Genomic DNA, 19,935 nt, shown 5'->3' with positions numbered 1-19,935 from the left:
CGGCCCTAAACTTGATCTTAAGAAATCAGCATGGGGCCGTCGTGGGACCGCTTTATCTCTTCGAACTCGCATCGTCGCAGGCGCGGTACCTCGAGCTCCGCCAGTCGACCATCGCGACCAACGTCGCCAACGCCAATACGCCCGGCTTCAAGGCGCGCGACGTCGAGTCCTTCAACAAGGTGCTCGACGCCACGCCGGTCAGGCTCGCGACGACGTCGCCCTCGCACATGCAATTGTCCGCGGCCGAGACCGATACGCGGAAGACCGCGAAGAAGGACAGCTGGGAAGTGGTTCACTCCGGCAACTCCGTCAGCCTCGAGCAGGAAATGATCAAGGGCAGCGACGTCAGTCGCGACTACTCGATGAACTCGGCGGTCGTACGGTCGTTTCACCGCATGCTGCTGTCGAGCGCGAAGAGCTGAGGTGAATTGACATGCTGGACTCACTGCAAGCGTCATTGACGGTCGCGAGCTCCGGGCTCGAAGCGCAGTCGACGCGCATGCGCATCGTTTCGGAAAACCTTGCCAACGCGACCTCGACTGGGCGTACGGCCGGCGCCGATCCGTATCAGCGCAAGACCATCACCTTCGATGCCGCCATGGACCGCGCCTCGGGCGCGCAGCTTGCGAAGGTCAAGGAGATCGGGGTCGATACCACGCCGTATCGCGTGGAGTACGAGCCGGGACATCCCGCCGCCGACAAGGCCGGTTACGTCAAGCTGCCGAACGTCAACATGATGATCGAGATGGCCGACATGCGGGAAGTCAACCGGTCCTATGAAGCCAATCTCCAGGTCGTGAAACAGGTGCGGTCCATGCTGGGCATGACCATCGACCTGCTGAGGAGCTGACAATGCTTGAGGCAATTTCATCCACCGCGATTTCTGCCGGGCAAGCGGCGAGCCGCGCGACCGAGACGCAGGCCATCGCGCCGGCGGCGCCGACCGCCATTCAGTCCACCGACGACGTCGGATTCGAATCGGTGATGAAGCAGGTGACGACGGACGCGATCGGGACGCTGAAGGCGGGCGAGGCGGCGTCGATCTCGGCGATGCAGGGCAAGGAGTCGACGCGGAAGGTCGTGGAGGCGCTGATGTCGGCCGAGCAGGCCTTGCAGACCGCGGTCGCGGTTCGCGACAAGGTCGTGCAGGCCTACCAGGAAGTCGTCCGGATGTCGATTTGATCTGAAGGAATGAAGCTGTGAAATCGCTCGCCATTGCGGCCACGGGCATGAACGCCCAGCAGACCAACATCGAAGTCATCGCGAACAACATCGCCAACATCAACTCGACGTCGTACAAGCGTGCGCGCGCGGAATTCACCGATCTGTTCTACCAGATGGACCGCATGCAGGGCGTCGCGAACGTCAATGGCTCCTCGCCGATCCCGGAAGGCTCCAATCTCGGCCTCGGCGTCAAGTCGACGGCCATCCGCAAGCTGCACATCCAGGGCGCGCTCACGCAGACCGGCAACCCCTACGATCTCGCGATCAACGGCCGCGGCTGGTTTCAGGTGCTCGGCCCGAACAACGAGGTGCAATACACCCGCGCCGGCTCGTTCAGCCCCAACCCCAACGGCCAGCTCGTCACCACCGACGGCTATCTGCTGGATCCCGCAATCACGATACCGCAGGGAACCGTTCAGGTCATCGTCAACCAGACCGGACAGGTGTTTGCCAAGCTGGACACGGAAGTGAACCCGCGGCAGATCGGCCAGCTCAACCTCGCCAATTTCGCCAACGAAGCGGGCCTCGAGCCGCTCGGCAGCAACCTCTATCGCGAGACCACGGCGTCCGGCACGCCGGTCGTCGGGCTGCCGGGCGATTCCGGATACGGCAAGATCAATCAGCAATATCTCGAAGCCTCGAACGTCGACCCGGTCAAGGAAATCACCGAGTTGATCTCGGCGCAGCGCGCCTACGAAATGAACGCCAAGGTCATCCAGGCCTCGGATGAAATGGCCCAGACGGTCTCGAAGGGCATGCGCTAGTTCCGGTGTTCTCGATGTCGAACAGGGTGGGCTTGATGGTGCGCGGGTTGGCCGCCGTGCTGCTGGTTCTCGTCTCGGCGCGCCTCGCTGCGGCCGAGGAGAAGCGGCTTCCCGTGCCGGCCGTCTCGATCCGCGCCGGCGAGCTGATCCGGGACGACATGATCACGGAACGCGCCTTCGCGCCGAACGTGCTCGGCGTTGCCATGTTCATCGAAGGACGCCAGATCCTGGTCGGACGCATGGCGCGGCGCACGCTGCTGCCGGGCCAGCCGATTCCGACCAATTCGGTGGAGGATCCCTGGACGATTGCCCGCGGCGCCATGGTCAAAGTCGTGGTGGAAGACAGCGGCCTGTCGATCGTCACCTACGGCGCGGCGATGCAGCCGGGCGCGACCGGCGCGCTCATCCCGGTGCGAAACACCGACACCGGCGTGATCATCAGGGGCGTCGTTCAGCCGGACGGCACCGTCAAGGTCGTGGATGGGTCATGACCAGATTCCTGCTTGCGCTCGTCCTGCTCGTTTCCGCCGCCAGTGCCCAGGCGGCCGTCCGCATCAAGGACATCGCGGACATCAAGGGATTGCGCGAAAACCAGATCGTCGGTTACGGCCTCGTCATCGGCCTGAACGGCACCGGCGACACGCTCCGCAACGCTCCGTTCACGGAGCAGTCCCTGCAGTCGATGCTCGAGAACATGGGCATCAACGTCAGGAACGAGACCACGAGCACCAACAATCCCCCGCGTCCGACGACGCTGCGCACACGCAACGTCGCAGCCGTCATGGTGACCGCGGATTTGGCGCCCTCGATCGGAGCGGGCGAGCGCATGGACGTGACCGTATCGTCGCTCGGCGATGCGACTTCGCTGCTCGGCGGCACGCTGGTGATGACGTCGCTGCGGGCGGCGGACGGCGCCGTCTATGCGGTGGCGCAAGGCGCGATCACGGTCGCCGGTTACAGTGTGGGAGGGCAGGCGCAGAACGTCAGCCAGGGCACGCCGACGGCGGGCCGCATCCCGAACGGTGCGCTAGTCGAGCGCGAGGTGCAGGGAAGCCTCCACGAGATGGAGTTCCTGGTGCTGGAGCTCAAGAACCCTGATTTCGTCACCGCGACGCGCATCCTCGACGCCATCAACCGTTACGCCGGTGGCCGCTACCGCGCGCAGATCGCCTTCGAACGCGACTACCGCACCATCGTGCTGTCGAAGCCGCGAAATATCGGCCCCGTCCGCTTTCTCGCCGAAATCGGTGAGCTGACGGTCGAGCCGGACACGCCGGCGCGCGTGGTGATCAACGAGCGGACCGGCACGGTGGTGATCGGGCGCGACGTGCGCATATCGACCGTCGCCGTGACGCATGGCAACCTGACGGTTCGTGTCACCGAGCTTCCCGTGGTGTCGCAGCCGGCGCCGTTCTCGCGAGGGCAGACGGTGGTCGTTCCCCAGACCGTGGTCGAGGCCAACGAGGCCGGATCGCAGGTGGCGATCCTGAGCGGCGTCGACCTCCAGCGCCTGGTGCGCGGGCTGAACCAGATCGGCCTGAAGCCGTCGGGCATCATCGCGATCCTCCAGGCGATCAAAACGGCCGGCGCACTCCAGGCCGACGTCATCGTGCAATGATGCACAAGCGTCGTGCAAGCTTGGTCGCTCAATGCTCAGGTCTCGACCGAGAATCGCACGCGGCCCGATGCTGAAGCTGGATCACAAAGCCAAACTCCTCCTCCTGGTCGCGGCCTGCGCGTTCGGATGCGCTTCGCCCGTTCTGGCGCTGGATGAGGCCAAGCCGTCGAAGCCGCTCAACCTGCTGTCCTTCGCGCGCGCCCGTGCGCCCGGTCCGCAGAAGTCGTATGCGGCGGCCTCGTCGATACCGGGCGACAATGCGTCGATCCGGGCGACGGCGTGGGCCGCCGAAGACTCCGGACCCGCGATCACGGGGGCCGTGCCGGCTCCCGAGAAGCCCGCGCCGGCGCCCCCAGTCGCGCCCGTGCGCCCGGCCAAGCCGGGGAGCGTCACGGCGCCGCCGAAGCCCGCACCGGCACAGGCTGCGGTACCTGCGGACAACGAGGTCGCCCTGTTCTGCAGCAATGTCGCCGATCCCGCCGTCGATGCGCGGCTGGCCTGGCAGCTCAGGGAGTTGGAAAAGGCGGAGACCCAGCTCCGGGAACGGATCGCCGAGGTCGAGGCCAAGCGCGCCGAATACGAGAAGTGGATGGCGCTGCGTGACGACTTCCTGAAGAAGGCCGAAGCGAGCGTCGTCGAGATCTATTCGCGCATGAAGCCGGACGCCGCCGCGACCCAGATCGCCGGGATGGCGGACGAGACCGCTGCCGCCGTGCTTGCAAAACTCAGCCCGAGGAGCTCGAGCGCGATCTTCAACGAGATGGAGACGGCACGCGCGGCCCACCTTGCCGATCTGCTCGGCGGAATGCGTCGCGTGGATGACGGAAAGACCAAATAGATGAAGAATCTGATCCTCATCCTGTCGCTGTTATCGCTTGCCGGATGCGTCAATGACCCGGCCGAGGTCCTGACCGGTCCGCGCTTGACGCCGGTCGGGAGCGGCCTGCGGACGCAGGCCGATCCGATTCCGGTGACGCCCCGCCTGCGCTCGCCCGCCAGCTATCGCTCGACCTGGGACGACGCCACCGATCTCTACCGTGACCCTCGCGCCCGGCGCACCGGCGACGTGGTGACGGTGATCATCTCCATGCAGGACAAGGCCAAGCTCGACAACAAGACCGACCGCTCGCGCGATTCGCAGATCAAGTTCGGGCTGGACTGGCTGATGGACGTCGCCGGATGGCAGGACAAGGGCCAGACCACCGCCAACCTCAGCACCAACACCCAGATCAAGGGCAACGGCCAGATCGACCGCACCGAGGACATCAAGCTGTCGATCGCAGCCATCGTCACCGACGTGTTGCCGAACGGCAATATGATGATCAGCGGCTCGCAGGAGTTCAAGGTCAATACCGAGATGCGCGTGCTCAACGTCGGCGGCATCGTGCGTCCGCGCGATATCTCGCGCACCAACACGATCTCCTACGAGAAGATCGCCGAGGCACGCGTGGCCTATGGCGGTCGCGGAAATCTGTCTGACGTGCAGCAGCCTGGATGGGGACATCGGATCTATGACGCCGTGGCACCATTCTGAGAATCGCGCCGAGCGCGCCGCGCCGCGAGGGCAGGGGACGTGATGCGCCTGATTGCGGCCATTGTGGTGCTGACCCTGATCGCGATCGGTGCGGGCGCGGTTGCCGGCCTGCATCTGTTCGCGGCCGCGGAGCGCGTCGCCGATGCGAAGAAGACCGCCACGCCGCCGCCTCTTGCCACGAGCTACGCCGGCAGCGCACGGCTGAGAAAGCTGTCCCCGATCGTGACCAATCTCGCCGCGCCGGCCAACAACTGGGCCCGTGTCGAAGCCTCCATGGTGACCGAGAGCATGAGCGACGAGGATGCCGGCATCCTGGCCGCCCATATCAGCGAGGACATCGTGACCTATCTGCGGTCGGCATCGGTTGGCCAGTTCGAGGGATCGCGCGGGCTTCAGCATCTGCGCGACGACCTGACGGAGCGCGCCAATATCCGCTCGTCGGGCAAGATCCGCGAATTGATCATTGAGACCTTGGTGATTCAGTGAGAGTGAGAGTCCTGCTGCTCGCGTTGGTTCTGGTCGTGCTGCCCGAGGTGGCGTTGGCCCAGATTCCGGACCTCAACTCGCTGCTGCCGCCCGGCAACGGCTCGACCAGCGGCCGCATCATCCAGCTGATGGCGGTGATCACGGTGCTGTCGGTGGCACCGGGACTGCTGATCATGGTGACGAGCTTCACGCGATTTGCGGTGGCGCTGTCGTTCCTGCGCTCCGGTCTCGGCCTCCAGACCACGCCGGCCAATCTGGTGCTGATCAGCCTCGCGCTGTTCATGACCTTCTACGTGATGGCGCCGACCTTCGACCGCGCCTGGGAAACCGGCGTCCAGCCGCTGATGAAGAACGAGATCTCGGAGGAAGAAGCCTATTTGAAGATCACCGATCCGTTCCGCGAGTTCATGCTGGCCCATGTCCGCGACAAGGATCTCCAGACCTTCGAGGCACTCGCCGCGGAGAGCTTCCGCAAGAAGTTCGACGACAAGCGCATCGACATGCGCGTCATCATTCCGGCCTTCATGATCTCCGAGCTCAGGCGTTCGTTCGAGATCGGATTCCTCATCATCCTGCCGTTCCTCGTCATCGACATGATCGTGGCGACGCTGACCATGTCGATGGGCATGATGATGATGCCGCCCACGATCCTCGCGCTGCCGTTCAAGATGCTGTTCTTCGTGTTGATCGACGGCTGGAACCTGCTGGCCTCCGGACTGGTGCGGTCGTTCTCCTAGCTACCGCGATCGCCGGCCGGTTATGGTTAGCGAAAAGTGCCGGTCTATGGTTAGCAGAGGGTAATGTTAACTATATGATATTACAGAGAAATTCAAGCCGATCTTAATCTCGGCGCAAGATTCGACGTGCTAGCAATGCGGCACGGCGGGTTGGACCCCACCCACATCAGTCCAAAGGCATGATGCCGCCCCTCCGTACCGGTGAAAGCCCGGTATGTCCCCTCGTGAAAAATGTAACGCGTACATAAAGGGACATTCGCAATGTCAAGCCTGCTTACGAACTCGACCGCCATGACCGCGCTCCAGACCCTGCGGTCTGTCGGCTCGCAACTCTCCACCACGCAGACCCGGATCTCGACGGGCCAGCGCGTGGCCACCGCTTCGGACAACGCCGCGTACTGGTCGATCGCGACGTCGATGCGCTCCGACAACGCGGCGCTCTCCGCCGTCTCCGACTCGCTCGGTCTGTCGGCCGCGACCGTCGACACGCAGTACACCGCTCTGACCACGGTTCTCGGCGACAAGGACTCCGGCCTCACCAAGCTTCAGTCGCTGCTGGTCCAGGCCAAGACCGCCGGTATCGACCGCACCAAGATCCAGGCGGACGTCACCCAGATCCAGCAGCAGATGAAGAGCACGGCCGACTCCGCGACCTTCAACGGAATTAACTGGCTGAGCATCAACACCTCGGCTACGCCCGCGGCAACGCCGACATCCTTCAACCTGGTGTCGTCGTACTCCCGCGTCGGCGGCACGCCCACCATCGGCTCCATCACGGTGACGACCGCGAACTTCGCGCTCTACACCACCGGTGGCGCATCTCCGACCGGCATTCTCGACACGACCGTCGCCCCGCCCGCCGGCGGCCCGACGCCCGCCCCGGCCGCAGCCTCGGTCAGCACCCTGAACATCGGTGCGCTGACCGATGCGGCGCCCGACCAGGTGCTGCTCGACAGCTACATCGCGCAGGTCACGACCGCGATCAACACGGTGGCCTCGGCCGCCGCCAATCTCGGTGCCGTCAAGAACCGCATCGCGACCAACACCGAATTCGTGAAGTCGCTGATGGACTCGGTTGATCGCGGTGTCGGCCAGCTCGTCGACGCCGACATGAACCAGGAGTCCACCCGCCTGGCGGCCCTCCAGGTCCAGCAGCAGCTCGGCGTTCAGGCGCTCTCGATCGCCAACAACAGCAGCCAGAGCATCCTGTCGCTGTTCCGCTAAGCCTTAAACGATCTGGGGAGGGCCGCGCTTCTCGCGAAGCGCGGCCCTTTCGTTTGGCGTGACGCCGCGCGCATGCGGTAATTTCGGCTGCCCTGTTGCGGCCAGGACACAGAGCCACAAGCCTCGCACAAGCTTCACGGGCTATCGTCGCCGTTACGACAGGTTGGGCCCGCTATTTTGCCGCCCAAAGGCATGACGCCGCCCTGTCGTACCGGTGCAAGCCCGGTATGTCCCCAAAAACAGTTCAATCTTCAAAGGGACATCAAAAATGGGTTCAAGTCTGCTCACCAACTCGTCTGCAATGACCGCGCTGCAGACCCTCCGCAATGTCAGCTCGCAGCTCGCGACCACGCAGAACCGGATCTCGACCGGTCAGCGCGTCTCGACCGCGTCCGACAACGCCGCCTACTGGTCGATCGCGACCTCGATGCGCTCCGACAACGCCGCGCTCTCCGCCGTCTCCGACTCGCTCGGTCTGTCGGCCGCGACCATCGACACCGAATACACCGCTCTGACCTCGGTGATCGGTGACAAGGAGTCCGGCCTGACCAAGCTCCAGGCGCTGCTGGTCCAGGCCAAGACCGCCGGTATCGACCGCACCAAGATCCAGGCTGACATCACCCAGATTCAGCAGGATATGAAGCTCAAGGCCGACTCCGCGACCTTCAACGGAATTAACTGGCTGAGCATCAACACCTCGGCTACGCCCGCGGCCACGCCGGCGTCCTTCAACCTGGTGTCGTCGTACTCCCGCGTTGGCGGCACGCCCACCATCGGCTCCATCACGGTGACGACCGCGAACTTCGCGCTCTACACCACCGGTGGCGCATCTCCGACCGGCATTCTCGACACGACCGTCGCCCCGCCCGCCGGCGGCCCGACGCCCGCCCCGGCCGCAGCCTCGGTCAGCACCCTGAACATCAGCGCACTGACCGACGCGGCGCCCGACCAGGTCCTGCTCGACAGCTACATCACGCAGGTCACGACCGCGATCAACACGGTGGCCTCGGCCGCCGCCAATCTCGGTGCCGTCAAGAACCGCATCGCGACCAACACCGAATTCGTCAAGACCCTGATGGACTCGGTGGACCGCGGTGTCGGCCAGCTCGTCGACGCCGACATGAATGCGGAATCGACCCGCCTCCAGGCCCTGCAGACGCAGCAGCAGCTCGGCGTTCAGGCGCTCTCGATCGCCAACCAGAACAGCCAGAGCATCCTGTCGCTGTTCCGCGGCTAAGCCTCAGGACCATCAGGGGAGGCCGCGCTTCTCGCGAAGCGCGGCCTTTCCATTTTGGCGCAAGCTCGTCGCGCGCCATGATCCCGGCCCGGGAATTCGACTTGACGCCTTGACCTGGCTCGTCGTGTTCCGGCCCGCCGCGGAGCCACAAGCCTCGCACAAACTTCGCGTGCTATCGCCGCCGTTACGACAGGTTGGGCCCGCTTTTTCGCCGCCCAAAGGCATGACGCCGCCCTGTCGTACCGGTGCAAGCCCGGTATGTCCCAAAAAATTTCAATCCGTTTCAAGGGGACGTCAAAAATGAGTTCTAGTCTGCTCACCAACTCGTCTGCAATGACCGCGCTGCAGACCCTCCGCAATGTCAGCTCGCAACTCGCGACCACGCAGAACCGGATCTCGACCGGCCAGCGTGTCTCGACCGCATCCGACAACGCCGCCTACTGGTCGATCGCGACCTCGATGCGCTCCGACAACGCCGCGCTCTCCGCCGTCTCCGACTCGCTCGGTCTGTCGGCCGCGACCGTCGACACCGAATACACCGCTCTGACCTCGGTGATCGGTGACAAGAATTCCGGCCTGACCAAGCTCCAGGCGCTGCTGGTTGAAGCCAAGACCGCCGGTATCGACCGCACCAAGATCCAGGCTGACATCACCCAGATTCAGCAGGATATGAAGCTCAAGGCCGACTCCGCGACCTTCAACGGCATCAACTGGCTGAGCATCGACACCTCGACCGGTCCCACGGCCACGCCGTTGTCCTTCAACCTGGTGTCGTCGTACTCCCGCGTCGGCGGCACGCCCACCATCGGCTCCATCACCGTGACGACCGCGAACTTCGCGCTTTACACCAGAAATGGCGCATCTCCGACCGGCATTCTCGACACGACTGTCGCTCCGCCCGCCGGCGGTCCGACGCCCGCTCCCGCCGCGGCCTCGGTCAGCACCCTGAACATCAGTGCACTGAGCGACTCGGCGCCCGACCAGATCCTGCTCGACAGCTACATCACGCAGGTCACGACCGCGATCAACACGGTGGCCTCGGCCGCCGCCAATCTCGGTGCCGTCAAGAACCGCATCGCGACCAACACGGACTTCGTCAAGACCCTGATGGACTCGGTGGATCGCGGTGTCGGCCAGCTCGTCGACGCCGACATGAATGCGGAATCGACCCGCCTTCAGGCTTTGCAGACCCAGCAGCAGCTCGGCGTTCAGGCGCTCTCGATCGCCAACCAGAACAGCCAGAGCATCCTCTCGCTGTTCAAGTAAGCTCCGGCTTTGGAAACAGCCGTGCTCCCACGGGAGCACGGTCCCCGCCATGACCGGCGGGTGTGGCGGCACAAGATGTGCCCGTAATGGAAGATCTCCCGACGCCAGACGTCATGCAACAGGCCGCAGCCGATCGCGCTGCCATGCGCCCGCGCGCCCGGTTGTTGCTCCTGACCTGATTGCGCCGTCCAAGCTTCTTGTAAAATTGCAACGCCTCGCCCGCGAACCGACACATTCGCCTCCTCGCGCAACCTTCAGACAAGGTTCGCAGCGGAGTGTCCCATACGTTCGCATTGGTACGAGGTCACATGCTGCTCAGTCGTGCGCAGGTACAGCAACTGCTCAACAATCTGCTGGAGCTTGGGCCGCGACGCCTGATGGCCTTGGGACTGATCGGCTTTGCCGTTCTCGTCACCGTGGTCGGCGGCGCCTATTATCTGAGCCGGCCTGAGTTCGAAACGCTCTATACTGGCCTCAATCGCGAAGACGTGACGCGCATCGGCGCCGCGCTGCGCGAGCAGAATATCACATTCGACGTCAATACGGCCGGCGACGCCGTCTCGGTGCGCCCGAGCCAGACCATGCAGGCGCGGATGCTGCTGGCCGAGAAGGGGCTGCCGACCAGCGCCAATTCCGGTTACGAGCTGTTCGACAAGATCGGCTCGCTCGGCCTGACCTCGTTCATGCAGGAAGTCACCAAGCTGCGGGCGCTGGAAGGCGAGATCGCGCGCACCGTGCAGTTGATGAAGGGCGTCAAGGCGGCGCGGGTACATATCGTGCTGCCGGTGCGCGGCTCGTTCCGGGCGACGCAGCAGCCGCCGTCCGCGTCGGTCGTGCTGCGCACCGACGGCGCGATCGAGGCGCGCACGGCGCAGTCGATCCGCCACCTCGTCGCGGCGGCCATTCCCGGCATGAGCCGGGACAAGGTGACGGTGCTGGATGCCGATGGTTCGATGCTGCTGGCCGAAGAGGACGAGGCCAGCGCCGCGCCGACCAAGATGGCGAGCCTCCAGAAGACGGTCGGCGGAATGGTGCAGGAGAACATCCGCAAGGCGTTGACGCCATATCTCGGTCTGGACAATTTCGAGGTGAGCGTCGCGCCGCAGCTCTCCACCGACAAGCGGCAGACCAACGAGACGGTCTACGACCCGGAGAGCCGCGCCGAGCGTTCGGTCCGGAACGTGCGCGAGAAGGAATCGTCGCAGAATGCGGACCGTTCGACGCCGACCACGGTGCAGCAGAACCTGCCGGACCAGCAGGTGAATGCAGGCGGCACAAAGAATTCAAGCGAGGACAAGACCCGCCGCGAGGACGTCACCAATTTCGAGGTGTCGTCCAAGACAACGACGACGGTAAGCGACGGTTACTTGGTCAAGAAACTCTTCATCGCCGTGCTGGTCAACCGCGCGCGGCTGGTCGCCGATCTCGGCGACAAGAGCAATCAGGCGATCGTCGACAGCAAACTCGCCGAGATCAGTCAGCTCGCGGCGACGGCAGGCGGACTGGACAAGCAGCGCGGCGACCAGATCCAGGTCACGGCCGTCGACTTCATCGAAGGCTCGCGCGAACTCGCGCCGGTGCCGCCGATCAGCTTCGTCGAGATGATCAACAAGCAGCTCGGCAGCGTCATCAATGCGGTGACCATCCTGGCCGTTGCCTCGATGCTGGTCTGGTTCGGTCTTCGCCCTGCGGTCAACGGCATTCTGACGCATCGCGCCGCGCAGGAGCAGACCGAGGCGGCCGAGGCCGCCGAGCTTGAGGCTGCCACGGCCCTTGCATTGGCCGACAGTCAGGACCCCGAGCTCAACCTCGTCGAGGACCTCGAAGGCAAGATGCAGCGGACACCGCAGAAGCGGCTGGAGCAGATCGTCCGGCTCGATCAGATGCAGGCGGCAGCAATCCTTAAAGACTGGATGCGGCGCGAGGAGGCAGCATGAACGCGGCTATCGGAAAACTCCTGACGCAGTTCGACGCGAACGGGCGGGCCAAGTCTCCACCGCCGCCTCCGCCCCCCAAGATCCAGGATGTGCTGACAAGGCCGATGGAGGCGCGGCGCGAGCCCCAGCCGCCGCGTCAGGCCCAATCGCAGCCGCAGCTTCAATCGCCGCCTCCAGCGCCCGAGGCGGAAGCTCCGCCGGTCAATCTTCTCGAAGATGCCTATCGTCGCGGCCACGCCGCCGGTGTTGCGGAAGGCGATGCCAGGGTTGCCGAGGAGCGCGTCCGCAGCGCGATCCGGCTCGGCGAGGAGCGGGCCAAATGGTCCGACCAGCAGGCGGCCACGATCGTGGGCGGCTTCGAGACGGCCTGCCGCGAGATCGAAACCAACATCGCAAGCTCGGTTGCGCGGATATTGCTGCCTTTCCTCGCCGACGCCGTCCGCGACAAGGCGATCGGATCGCTGGTGGAGCAGATCGCGGCGCTGACCGGCAATTCGCCGGTGCCGGTGTTCAAGGTCACCGGCCCGGGCGAATTGCTCGATCTGGTGCGCACGCAGCTCCAGACGGCCCGGCGAACCGGGATTGAATACGAAGCCGCCGACACTTTCGAGGTCCGCGTTGTCGCCGACCAGACCGTGATCGAGACGCAGATCGCGGCGTGGAGCGAACGTCTGAACGAGGCGCGCCGGTAGTCCGCCATGGAAGAAGTCAAGCACGAGCTGGTGATCATCCGCAGGCGCAGCGCCTTCGCCGAGGAGGCGCATCACGGTGGCGTCTGGAAGATCGCGTATGCGGACTTCATGACCGCGATGATGGCGTTCTTTCTGGTCATGTGGCTGCTCAATGCGCTCAACCAGGACCAGAAGCAGGTGGTCGCGAGCTATTTCAACCCGATCAAGCTCGCGGAGAACGCCCCCGCTCCGAAGGGCCTCAAGGATCTCAGCAAGAAGGAGCCGACGCAGTTCGAAGGCCAGGATGGCAAGCGTCAGCCGGCCGGGCCGAACGAAGAACGTCGGGGAGACTCGCCGACGGCGGAGAAGCCTGCCTCCTTCGAAGAGAAGGTTCTGTTCCGCGATCCCTATGCGACGCTTGCCGAGATCGCGAACAGCTCGAACCAGGCCTCGGGCCAGCGCCGCACCGGCGCCCTGACCTCCGCCGAGGAGGACGGACTCAAGGGCGGCGATGCCTACCGCGATCCCTTCGATCCCGGCTATTGGAAGCTGGCGCCTCAGTCGTCCAAGGATGCGGATCACTTCGTCGACAGCGAGCCAAAGCCGAACGCGTCCGCGCGCGACAACGCGTCCGGGACAGGTCAGGGCGAGCCGCAGGCGCAACGTGCCAAGCAGGACGATGCCGGCGGAAGCGTGGCTCCGAACGCGGACGCGTCGTCTGCAAGCCTGTCGCCCCTGCTGCCGCCGGGGCCTGCGCCTTCGCAGGCTCAACGCGATGGCAGTGCCCAGGCAAATGCGCCGCAACCGGGCGCCCAGGCTGGCGCTCAAGCCAATGCCGCCACGCAGCCACGCCCCGGCGATCAAGCGAGGAATTCCGAACCGCGTGATGCGGCACAGACCCAGCAGCCGACCGTCAAGCAGCTGCAGTCCGCGATCGCGGATGCGCTGTCGGACATCAAGGCCGGTGCCGGACCGGTGGCCGAGGTGCGTCAGGTCGAGGAAGGCCTTCTGATCAGCCTGACCGACGATGCGAGCTTCGGCATGTTCGCGGTCGGCTCGGCCGAGCCGCGGCCCGAGCTCATCCGTGTGATCGACAAGATCGGGCCGCTGCTGACGAAGCGCCAGGGCATGATCATCGTGCGCGGCCACACCGATAATCGGCCGTACAAGTCCGAGAACTACGACAATTGGCGGCTGTCGACCGCGCGCGCGCAGATGGCCTATTACATGCTGGTTCGCTCCGGCGTCGATGCGCAGCGGATCGAGCATGTCGAAGGCTACGCCGATCGGCGGCCGAAACTGACGAATGATCCTGCTGCCGCCCAGAACCGCCGGATCGAGATCCTGGTCCGGGAGAAGCGCCCTTGATCAGGCCGCTCCTGCGCGCCGCGCTGCTGCTGCCGTTCACGACGGTATGCGCCCTTGCCGATCCGGCACCGTCGCCGGCATCGACCTCGGGCGAGCCCTATGAGCTCGTGCGCACATTGCAGACGGTGCAGGATGGCATTGCCCGTGGCGACACCGCGGCGCATGGCAGCCACATCGCGCTGACCCGGCAGGTCGGCGAAAAGTTCCTCGCCGCTGATCCGGGCGTGTGGAGCAATGCCCAGAACGGCCAGGCCGTCATCATCTATCTGCTCAGCGGCGGCGGGCCACAGATCGTCCGAAAGCTGCCGCGCGACAAGCTGAACGTCGACGAGCGGCTGTTCAATGGTGCGCTGGCCTATGTCGAAGGCCGCCAGGACGAAGCGCGCGAACTGCTCAAGGACGTCAAGCCGCGCACGCTGCCAACGGGCCTGGGCGGACAGGTCGCGCTGGTCCAGGGCGCGCTGTTCGCGCGCGCCGAGGCATCGCTCGCGATCGAGCGCTTGGACGATGCGCGCCTGCTGCTGCCGGGCACGCTGGTGGAGGAGGCAGCGCTGCGGCGCGAGATCCTGCTGGTCGGGCAGGCCGAGGATTTCGACAAGTTCGAGTTCCTGACGCTCGCCTATATCCGCCACTACCGCAACTCGGTCTATGCCGGGGACTTCTGGCAGCGCTTCGCCTCCGGCCTGACGCAATCGAGCATTGCTCTCGACGAGCGCCGCTTTGCGCGGATCGTCACTCTGCTGGAGCAGATCGACCGGGCGAGCCGCCTCAAGCTTTATCTCGTGATCGCGCGCACCGCGATGGTGCATGGACGGCTGGCCGTGACCCGGCTTGCAGGCGAGCGTGCGCTGACGCTGAGCGCCGACGCCTCGGAGGATCGCGAACGCGCGCATTTCCTCCGCGGCGTCTCGAGGGCGCTCACTGACGAGTATGACGGCGGTGTTGCCGAGTTGAAGGCACTCGACCGCTCGAAGTTGCCCGAGCGCGATGTTCCGTTGCTGAATGCGACGTTGCAGCTCGCACTCGATGTCCGCAAGCCGTTCGCGGGCGGACCCACCGCCGCCGCCGACAAGCCTCCGGTCACGCCGGCGCGTCTCGATCTCGCCGCGTCGACCGAGACGCTGGCGCGCGCGCGGAAGCAGCTCGGCGAACTCGAACGCCTTACCAGGGATCGCCCATGACGAAGCTCAGTGGAACCTCCGGACAGGTCTTTTCGGGTCTCGCCGAAAGCCTCAACATGCGCGGCGCATCGCGCTCGGGCAAATCCGCCGGGGCGAAATCGCCGGCAGATTCGTCGTTCAACGACCTGCTGCACACCGTCTCGAATCTCGCGAAGCGGGCGCTCAATGACGAGGGCGGCAACACGAGCGCGAAGGCCGGATCGTTGCGCACGCACCTCGCGCGCCCGGCCGACAAGGACAAGGCGGTGCGGGACCGCACCGAGGCCGATGACGAGCCCGAACCCATTCGCAAATCGTCCGACGAGAAAACTGAAAAATTGCCGGAGACGCAAACTCCGGTCGACCACGGCGTGAAGACCGACGTTTCGGCCCGATCGAGCATTCCGGCGGGCGTCGAACAGCAGTTCGCCGCCGTGCCGGCCGTGAAGCCGCAGCTGCAATCGCCGGCGGCCGACAAGAAGGACGCGCCTGCGCGCGACGAGCGCTCTGCCACGACGAAGCGTGAGGTCCAGGGTACCGCGAAGGTCACGTCTGCCGAGCCCGCGCCGCCCGCTGCCGCTTCAACGGGTACGCGCTCGCAGGCCGCGCCTTCGCAGGCGGCGGCAGCCGCGCAGCAAGGCGGCGATGCGTCCTCGAAGCCAATGCCCGCGACGCAAGGCTTCGAGGCCGTCACGGCCAATGTCGAACGCGCCGTCAAAGCCTCGGCGCGGGACGCATTGCCCGAAGCGACCAAGGTCACCGTGATCCAGCAGGAGACCCATCTGCCACCGGCGCAGTTCAGCGCTACGCAGCAGGTCGCCAACGCAGTCGTCGCCGAGCTGAAGGAATCGCCGGCTCCGACGGCGTCCACCGCCCCCGATCTCGCGACGTCGCAGACCAATGCGCCTGAGCCGCTCAAGATCCTGACGATCAATCTCGAACCGCCGGCGCTCGGCAACGTCACGGTACGCCTTCGTCTGGTCGGCTCGGAGGTTTCAGTTCATCTCGCGGCCGCGCGCAAGGACACCAGCCTGATGCTGGATCAGCAGCGCGACTCGATCCGCGATCTCATGCAGTCGGCGGGCTACGTCGCCGACGTCGCGCCCGTGCAGCACGGCTCGCTGGACGGATTCCAGAGCGGCTCCGGCCAGCCGCAGCCGCAGCTCTCCGGCCAGCAACAACAATCGTCGCAGTCGCAAGGCACGTTCGGCGGCGCCGGCACGTCGTCCGGGCAATCGGACGGCGGTGCGAGGCAGGCCCGGCAGGAGCGCCAGTCCAACGAGGAGACGCGTCATGACCAGGACGTGGGGCCGCATACTCGCCGCGGCCCTGTTTATCTATAGCGCGGGCGCCGCGCTAGCTGCGACCGACAACGCGCGCCCCTGCGAGCGCGAGATGGCGCGCGCGTCCCAGCAGCATGGGATCCCGCTCGGCATTCTCTATGCGGTTGGCCTCACCGAGACCGGGCGGCGCGGCTCGCTCCACCCTTACGCGCTCGGCGCCGACGGCCAGACCGTGTTCGCCAAGGACATGAACGACGCGATCGCGAATTTCGAGGCGATGCGCAGCAAGGGCGTCAAGCTGATCGACCTCGGCTGCATGCAGATCAACCATTATTATCACGGCGACAAGTTCACGTCGGTGCGCGCGATGTTCGATCCCGCGAAGAACGTCGAATACGCCGCACGCTTCCTGAAAGAGCTGAAGCAGCGCGAGGGCAGCTGGACCATGGCGGTCGCGCGCTACAACGCCGGCCCCAACAATCAACCTGCGCAGAAGCGCTACGTCTGTCACATCGTCGCTCATCTCGTCTCCAGCGGCTTCGGCGCGTGGACCGACAAGGCGCGCTCGTTCTGTCAGCCGAAAACGACCTGACAACATGAAGTTGTGCACGGTTCCCGACCATCAGCCCCGCGCAAGCAAGAACCCTCATTGTAGCTGCAACCTACCAAAGGAGCCCAATTCATGAGCCTGTATGGTGTTATGCGCACCGGTGTTTCCGGCATGTCTGCGCAATCCAATAAGCTGTCGACGGTCTCGGACAACATCGCGAACGTCAACACGACCGGTTACAAGCGGGCTTCCACCGAATTCTCCTCGCTGATCCTGAAGAGCGGTTCGGGCAATTACGATTCCGGAGCCGTCGAGACGACGGTTCGCTACGCCATCAGCGACGCGGGACACACGCAGTTCACCACGTCGACCACGGACCTCGCCGTGCAGGGCAACGGCTTCTTCGTGGTGTCGAACGCCACCAACACGCAGCAATATCTGACGCGTGCCGGCTCGTTCGTGCCGGACGCCCAGGGCAATCTGGTCAACGCGGCCGGCTACTACCTCTTGGGCCAGCCCGGTAAGGTGACCAATTTCTCGCAGAACAGCCTGTCCGGCATGCAGATCGTCAACATTGCCCAGGTTTCGCAAGTGCCCGTGCCGACGACGGCGGGGACACTCACGACCGGCAATCTGGATCCGAAAGCGGCTGTGATCGCCGGTCCGCCCGGACCGGCGTCATATTCGTCAAAGAGCTCGATCGTGGCCTACAACAATATCGGCCAGGCCGTTACGCTCGACGTCTACATGTCCCACACGGCGACGGCCGCCGGCTCGGACACCTGGCAGATTCAGGCTTACAACTCCGCGACAGGTGCGTCGGTCGGCGCCGCCACCACTCTCACCTTCGATACGACCGCAACCGGCAAAGGCGCGCTGGCCGCGGCGAGCCCGACGACTCTCGCCTTCACCGTCCCCGGCGGTGCGGCGGCGACCCTGGACCTGTCGAATCTGACGCAGACCGGAACCGACTTCAGCTTCAAGGCGACCGTCAATGGCAGCGCTCCATCGGCCATCGACAAGGTCGATGTCGACGATTCGGGCTTCGTGACGGCCATCCTCAAGAACGGGCAGCAAATGACGCTCTACACCATCATGCTCGCCGACGTCGCGAGCCCCGACAACCTGACGCCGGAGCCCGGCAACGTCTATTCGACCAACATGAATTCCGGCAACGCGCAGGCCGGGAATGCCGGCACCGGCGGTCTCGGCACTGTCCAGTCGGGCGCGCTGGAAGACTCCAACGTCGACCTCGCGGACGAACTCACCGGGATGATCGAGGCGCAGCGCGGCTTCACTGCGAATTCGAAATCGTTCCAGACCGGCGCCGATCTTCTCGACGTCGTCGTCAACCTGAAGCGCTGAATCCTCAAGCGCTCATTCCGGGCAAGAGCAAATCATGTCCCTTACCGCCGCTCTCGACTCCGCTCGTGCGTCGCTCATGGCGTCGGGCATCCAGTCTTCGACGATCTCGCGCAACATAGCCGGTGCCACCGCCACCGGCTATTCGCGCAAGATCGCCGTGCTGGACAATCTCCCCGGGGCCGGCGTCTATGTGGCGGCGATCCAGCGCGCCGCCAGCTCGGGTCTCTATAATAACGTCCTGATCGCGACATCTGGGTCCGCCAAGCAGAATGCGATCCTGGACGGTCTTCAGAAGATATCGGCCTCGACTGTGGACGATCCCGAACTTGGGCAGTCGCCGGCTGCCCAGCTCAACAAGCTGAAGCAGGCGCTCCAGCAATATGCCAACGCTCCGGACAACACCACGCTGGCGCAGGCGGCGGTCACGTCCGCCAAGGACATGGCGACCTCGCTCAACCAGGCCACCAAGACCGTGCAGACGGTACGTGAGGGAGCGGATGCCGACATGGCGACTTCGGTCGCCAATATCAATCAGCTCCTGAGCCAGTTCGATAAGGTCAACACCGCGATCGTGAAGGGGACGATCGCCGGTGACGACGTCACCGACTATCTCGACCAGCGCGACAACATCGTCTCGAAGATGTCGCAGGAGGTCGGCGTCTCGATGACGCTGCGCGCCAACGGCGACGCGGCGCTCTACACCGACAGCGGCGTCGTGCTGTTCGACAAGACGGCGCGCTCGGTCAGCTTCGCGGCGACCAACATCTATACGCCCGGGACCACCGGCAATGCTGTCTTTATCGACGGCGTTCCGGTTACCGGCGCCAATTCCGTGATGCCGATCAAGACCGGCAAGCTTGCTGGCCTCGCTCAGTTGCGCGACAACGCCACGGTCACGTATCAGAGCCAGCTCGACGAGGTCGCGCGCGGCCTGGTCGAGGCCTTCAAGGAGGTCGACCAGTCCGGCGCCGCGCTGCCCGACCGGCCGGGCCTCTTCACCTATCCCGGCTCACCTGCGATGCCCGCAAGCGCGACCGTCTCGGTTGGCCTGGCCGGCTCGATCAGCGTTGCCGCGTCGGTCGACCCGGCCCAGGGCGGCAATCCGAACCTGCTGCGTGATGGCGCGATCAGCGGCAACGTCGCCTACAGATACAACACCACCGGCAATGCCGGCTACTCGACCAGGTTGCAGCAGCTCATCGGCAACATGGATGCGTCGCAGCCGTTCGATGCAACCACGCAAGGCAAGCCGACCGGCAGCTTGATCGACTTCGCGGCGTCGTCGACGAGCTGGATCGAAAACCAGCGCAAGGCCGCTGACGACAACGCCACCTACCAGAACACGCTGCTCGACCGCAGCACCGCGGCGCTGTCGAATGTCAGCGGCGTCAACATGGACGACGAGATGTCCTTGATGCTTCAGGTCGAACGTACCTATTCGGCGTCGTCGAAGATCATCTCGACCGTCGACCAAATGTTGCAGAGCCTGCTGGCCGCCGTGGGGAATTAAG

The 19,935-nt window shown here is 64.9% G+C and carries 21 protein-coding genes; all 21 read left to right on the top strand.

Annotated features, from left to right (window positions below):
* Window positions 1–41: 41 nt before the first annotated feature.
* The 21 genes from flgB (at window position 42) to flgK (ending at window position 19,934) form a co-directional block, all read left to right on the top strand.
* Entirely contained in the window at window positions 42–422 is a 381-nt protein-coding gene (gene flgB / locus AB7008_RS39950; protein WP_441260580.1) for a flagellar basal body rod protein FlgB, read from the top strand.
* An 11-nt stretch (window positions 423–433) separates the two neighbouring features.
* The gene (flgC, locus tag AB7008_RS39945) at window positions 434–850 is read left to right on the top strand and encodes a flagellar basal body rod protein FlgC (RefSeq protein WP_014492659.1); all 417 of its coding nucleotides are present in this window, start codon (window positions 434–436) and stop codon (window positions 848–850) included.
* Window positions 851–852: 2 nt separating this feature from the next.
* The gene (locus AB7008_RS39940; protein WP_014492660.1) at window positions 853–1,182 is read left to right on the top strand and encodes a flagellar hook-basal body complex protein FliE; all 330 of its coding nucleotides are present in this window, start codon (window positions 853–855) and stop codon (window positions 1,180–1,182) included.
* Window positions 1,183–1,199: 17 nt separating this feature from the next.
* Complete coding sequence (flgG, locus tag AB7008_RS39935) at window positions 1,200–1,988, top strand: flagellar basal-body rod protein FlgG (protein WP_014492661.1); 789 nt, start codon at window positions 1,200–1,202, stop codon at window positions 1,986–1,988.
* Window positions 1,989–2,023: 35 nt separating this feature from the next.
* Complete coding sequence (gene flgA, locus AB7008_RS39930) at window positions 2,024–2,479, top strand: flagellar basal body P-ring formation chaperone FlgA (RefSeq protein ID WP_264622123.1); 456 nt, start codon at window positions 2,024–2,026, stop codon at window positions 2,477–2,479.
* Complete coding sequence (flgI, locus tag AB7008_RS39925; RefSeq protein ID WP_441260579.1) at window positions 2,476–3,606, top strand: flagellar basal body P-ring protein FlgI; 1,131 nt, start codon at window positions 2,476–2,478, stop codon at window positions 3,604–3,606. The genes flgA and flgI overlap by 4 nt, the downstream gene beginning before the upstream one ends.
* Window positions 3,607–3,673: 67 nt before the next feature.
* Window positions 3,674–4,444: a MotE family protein gene (locus AB7008_RS39920; protein WP_264621466.1), complete on the top strand. Its 771-nt coding sequence runs from the start codon at window positions 3,674–3,676 to the stop codon at window positions 4,442–4,444.
* Entirely contained in the window at window positions 4,445–5,140 is a 696-nt protein-coding gene (gene flgH, locus AB7008_RS39915) for a flagellar basal body L-ring protein FlgH (RefSeq protein WP_028160768.1), read from the top strand.
* Between the two features lie 42 nt (window positions 5,141–5,182).
* Window positions 5,183–5,626 carry a flagellar basal body-associated FliL family protein gene (locus tag AB7008_RS39910; protein WP_039153358.1) on the top strand — a complete coding sequence of 148 codons (444 nt, stop codon included), beginning with the start codon at window positions 5,183–5,185 and terminating at the stop codon, window positions 5,624–5,626.
* Window positions 5,623–6,363 carry a flagellar type III secretion system pore protein FliP gene (fliP, locus tag AB7008_RS39905; protein ID WP_014492667.1) on the top strand — a complete coding sequence of 247 codons (741 nt, stop codon included), beginning with the start codon at window positions 5,623–5,625 and terminating at the stop codon, window positions 6,361–6,363. The genes AB7008_RS39910 and fliP overlap by 4 nt, the downstream gene beginning before the upstream one ends.
* Window positions 6,364–6,624: 261 nt before the next feature.
* Window positions 6,625–7,587 (top strand): flagellin N-terminal helical domain-containing protein, encoded by a 963-nt coding sequence (locus tag AB7008_RS39900; RefSeq protein ID WP_304491263.1) that lies wholly within the window; start codon window positions 6,625–6,627, stop codon window positions 7,585–7,587.
* A gap of 268 nt (window positions 7,588–7,855) precedes the next feature.
* Window positions 7,856–8,824, top strand: coding sequence for a flagellin N-terminal helical domain-containing protein (locus AB7008_RS39895; protein ID WP_441260578.1), 969 nt, complete (start codon window positions 7,856–7,858; stop codon window positions 8,822–8,824).
* A 300-nt stretch (window positions 8,825–9,124) separates the two neighbouring features.
* Entirely contained in the window at window positions 9,125–10,090 is a 966-nt protein-coding gene (locus AB7008_RS39890; RefSeq protein WP_248879733.1) for a flagellin N-terminal helical domain-containing protein, read from the top strand.
* A gap of 308 nt (window positions 10,091–10,398) precedes the next feature.
* Entirely contained in the window at window positions 10,399–12,027 is a 1,629-nt protein-coding gene (gene fliF, locus AB7008_RS39885) for a flagellar basal-body MS-ring/collar protein FliF (RefSeq protein WP_014492671.1), read from the top strand.
* A complete protein-coding gene (locus AB7008_RS39880) occupies window positions 12,024–12,719 on the top strand; it encodes a hypothetical protein (protein WP_028160764.1) in 696 nt (231 codons plus the stop codon). The genes fliF and AB7008_RS39880 overlap by 4 nt, the downstream gene beginning before the upstream one ends.
* Before the next feature lie 6 nt (window positions 12,720–12,725).
* Window positions 12,726–14,066, top strand: a complete 1,341-nt coding sequence (locus tag AB7008_RS39875; RefSeq protein ID WP_441260577.1) for a MotB family protein — start codon at window positions 12,726–12,728, stop codon at window positions 14,064–14,066.
* Window positions 14,063–15,247 (top strand): chemotaxis protein, encoded by a 1,185-nt coding sequence (locus AB7008_RS39870; protein ID WP_441260576.1) that lies wholly within the window; start codon window positions 14,063–14,065, stop codon window positions 15,245–15,247. The genes AB7008_RS39875 and AB7008_RS39870 overlap by 4 nt, the downstream gene beginning before the upstream one ends.
* Window positions 15,244–16,569, top strand: a complete 1,326-nt coding sequence (gene fliK / locus AB7008_RS39865) for a flagellar hook-length control protein FliK (RefSeq protein WP_248879729.1) — start codon at window positions 15,244–15,246, stop codon at window positions 16,567–16,569. The genes AB7008_RS39870 and fliK overlap by 4 nt, the downstream gene beginning before the upstream one ends.
* A complete protein-coding gene (locus AB7008_RS39860) occupies window positions 16,520–17,101 on the top strand; it encodes a transglycosylase SLT domain-containing protein (RefSeq protein WP_441260575.1) in 582 nt (193 codons plus the stop codon). The genes fliK and AB7008_RS39860 overlap by 50 nt, the downstream gene beginning before the upstream one ends.
* A 90-nt stretch (window positions 17,102–17,191) precedes the next feature.
* Window positions 17,192–18,424 carry a flagellar hook protein FlgE gene (locus tag AB7008_RS39855; RefSeq protein WP_028160759.1) on the top strand — a complete coding sequence of 411 codons (1,233 nt, stop codon included), beginning with the start codon at window positions 17,192–17,194 and terminating at the stop codon, window positions 18,422–18,424.
* Window positions 18,425–18,458: 34 nt separating this feature from the next.
* Window positions 18,459–19,934 (top strand): flagellar hook-associated protein FlgK, encoded by a 1,476-nt coding sequence (flgK, locus tag AB7008_RS39850; RefSeq protein ID WP_248879727.1) that lies wholly within the window; start codon window positions 18,459–18,461, stop codon window positions 19,932–19,934.
* The last annotated feature ends 1 nt before the right edge of the window (window position 19,935 follow it).

This window comes from Bradyrhizobium sp. 521_C7_N1_3 (assembly GCF_052075975.1).
Classification (GTDB): Bacteria; Pseudomonadota; Alphaproteobacteria; order Rhizobiales; family Xanthobacteraceae; genus Bradyrhizobium; species Bradyrhizobium japonicum.
Note: the sequence above shows the minus strand (reverse complement) of the source record. Positions and strands in the feature narration are given on the sequence as shown.

Coding starts and splice junctions, on each gene's coding strand:
- flgC (WP_014492659.1), top strand. CDS start 434: ATGCTGGACTCACTGCAAGCGTCATTGACGGTCGCGAGCTCCGGGCTC.
- AB7008_RS39940 (WP_014492660.1), top strand. CDS start 853: ATGCTTGAGGCAATTTCATCCACCGCGATTTCTGCCGGGCAAGCGGCG.
- flgA (WP_264622123.1), top strand. CDS start 2,024: ATGGTGCGCGGGTTGGCCGCCGTGCTGCTGGTTCTCGTCTCGGCGCGC.
- flgI (WP_441260579.1), top strand. CDS start 2,476: ATGACCAGATTCCTGCTTGCGCTCGTCCTGCTCGTTTCCGCCGCCAGT.
- AB7008_RS39920 (WP_264621466.1), top strand. CDS start 3,674: ATGCTGAAGCTGGATCACAAAGCCAAACTCCTCCTCCTGGTCGCGGCC.
- flgH (WP_028160768.1), top strand. CDS start 4,445: ATGAAGAATCTGATCCTCATCCTGTCGCTGTTATCGCTTGCCGGATGC.
- AB7008_RS39910 (WP_039153358.1), top strand. CDS start 5,183: ATGCGCCTGATTGCGGCCATTGTGGTGCTGACCCTGATCGCGATCGGT.
- AB7008_RS39900 (WP_304491263.1), top strand. CDS start 6,625: ATGTCAAGCCTGCTTACGAACTCGACCGCCATGACCGCGCTCCAGACC.
- AB7008_RS39895 (WP_441260578.1), top strand. CDS start 7,856: ATGGGTTCAAGTCTGCTCACCAACTCGTCTGCAATGACCGCGCTGCAG.
- AB7008_RS39890 (WP_248879733.1), top strand. CDS start 9,125: ATGAGTTCTAGTCTGCTCACCAACTCGTCTGCAATGACCGCGCTGCAG.
- fliF (WP_014492671.1), top strand. CDS start 10,399: ATGCTGCTCAGTCGTGCGCAGGTACAGCAACTGCTCAACAATCTGCTG.
- AB7008_RS39880 (WP_028160764.1), top strand. CDS start 12,024: ATGAACGCGGCTATCGGAAAACTCCTGACGCAGTTCGACGCGAACGGG.
- AB7008_RS39875 (WP_441260577.1), top strand. CDS start 12,726: ATGGAAGAAGTCAAGCACGAGCTGGTGATCATCCGCAGGCGCAGCGCC.
- fliK (WP_248879729.1), top strand. CDS start 15,244: ATGACGAAGCTCAGTGGAACCTCCGGACAGGTCTTTTCGGGTCTCGCC.
- AB7008_RS39860 (WP_441260575.1), top strand. CDS start 16,520: ATGACCAGGACGTGGGGCCGCATACTCGCCGCGGCCCTGTTTATCTAT.
- AB7008_RS39855 (WP_028160759.1), top strand. CDS start 17,192: ATGAGCCTGTATGGTGTTATGCGCACCGGTGTTTCCGGCATGTCTGCG.
- flgK (WP_248879727.1), top strand. CDS start 18,459: ATGTCCCTTACCGCCGCTCTCGACTCCGCTCGTGCGTCGCTCATGGCG.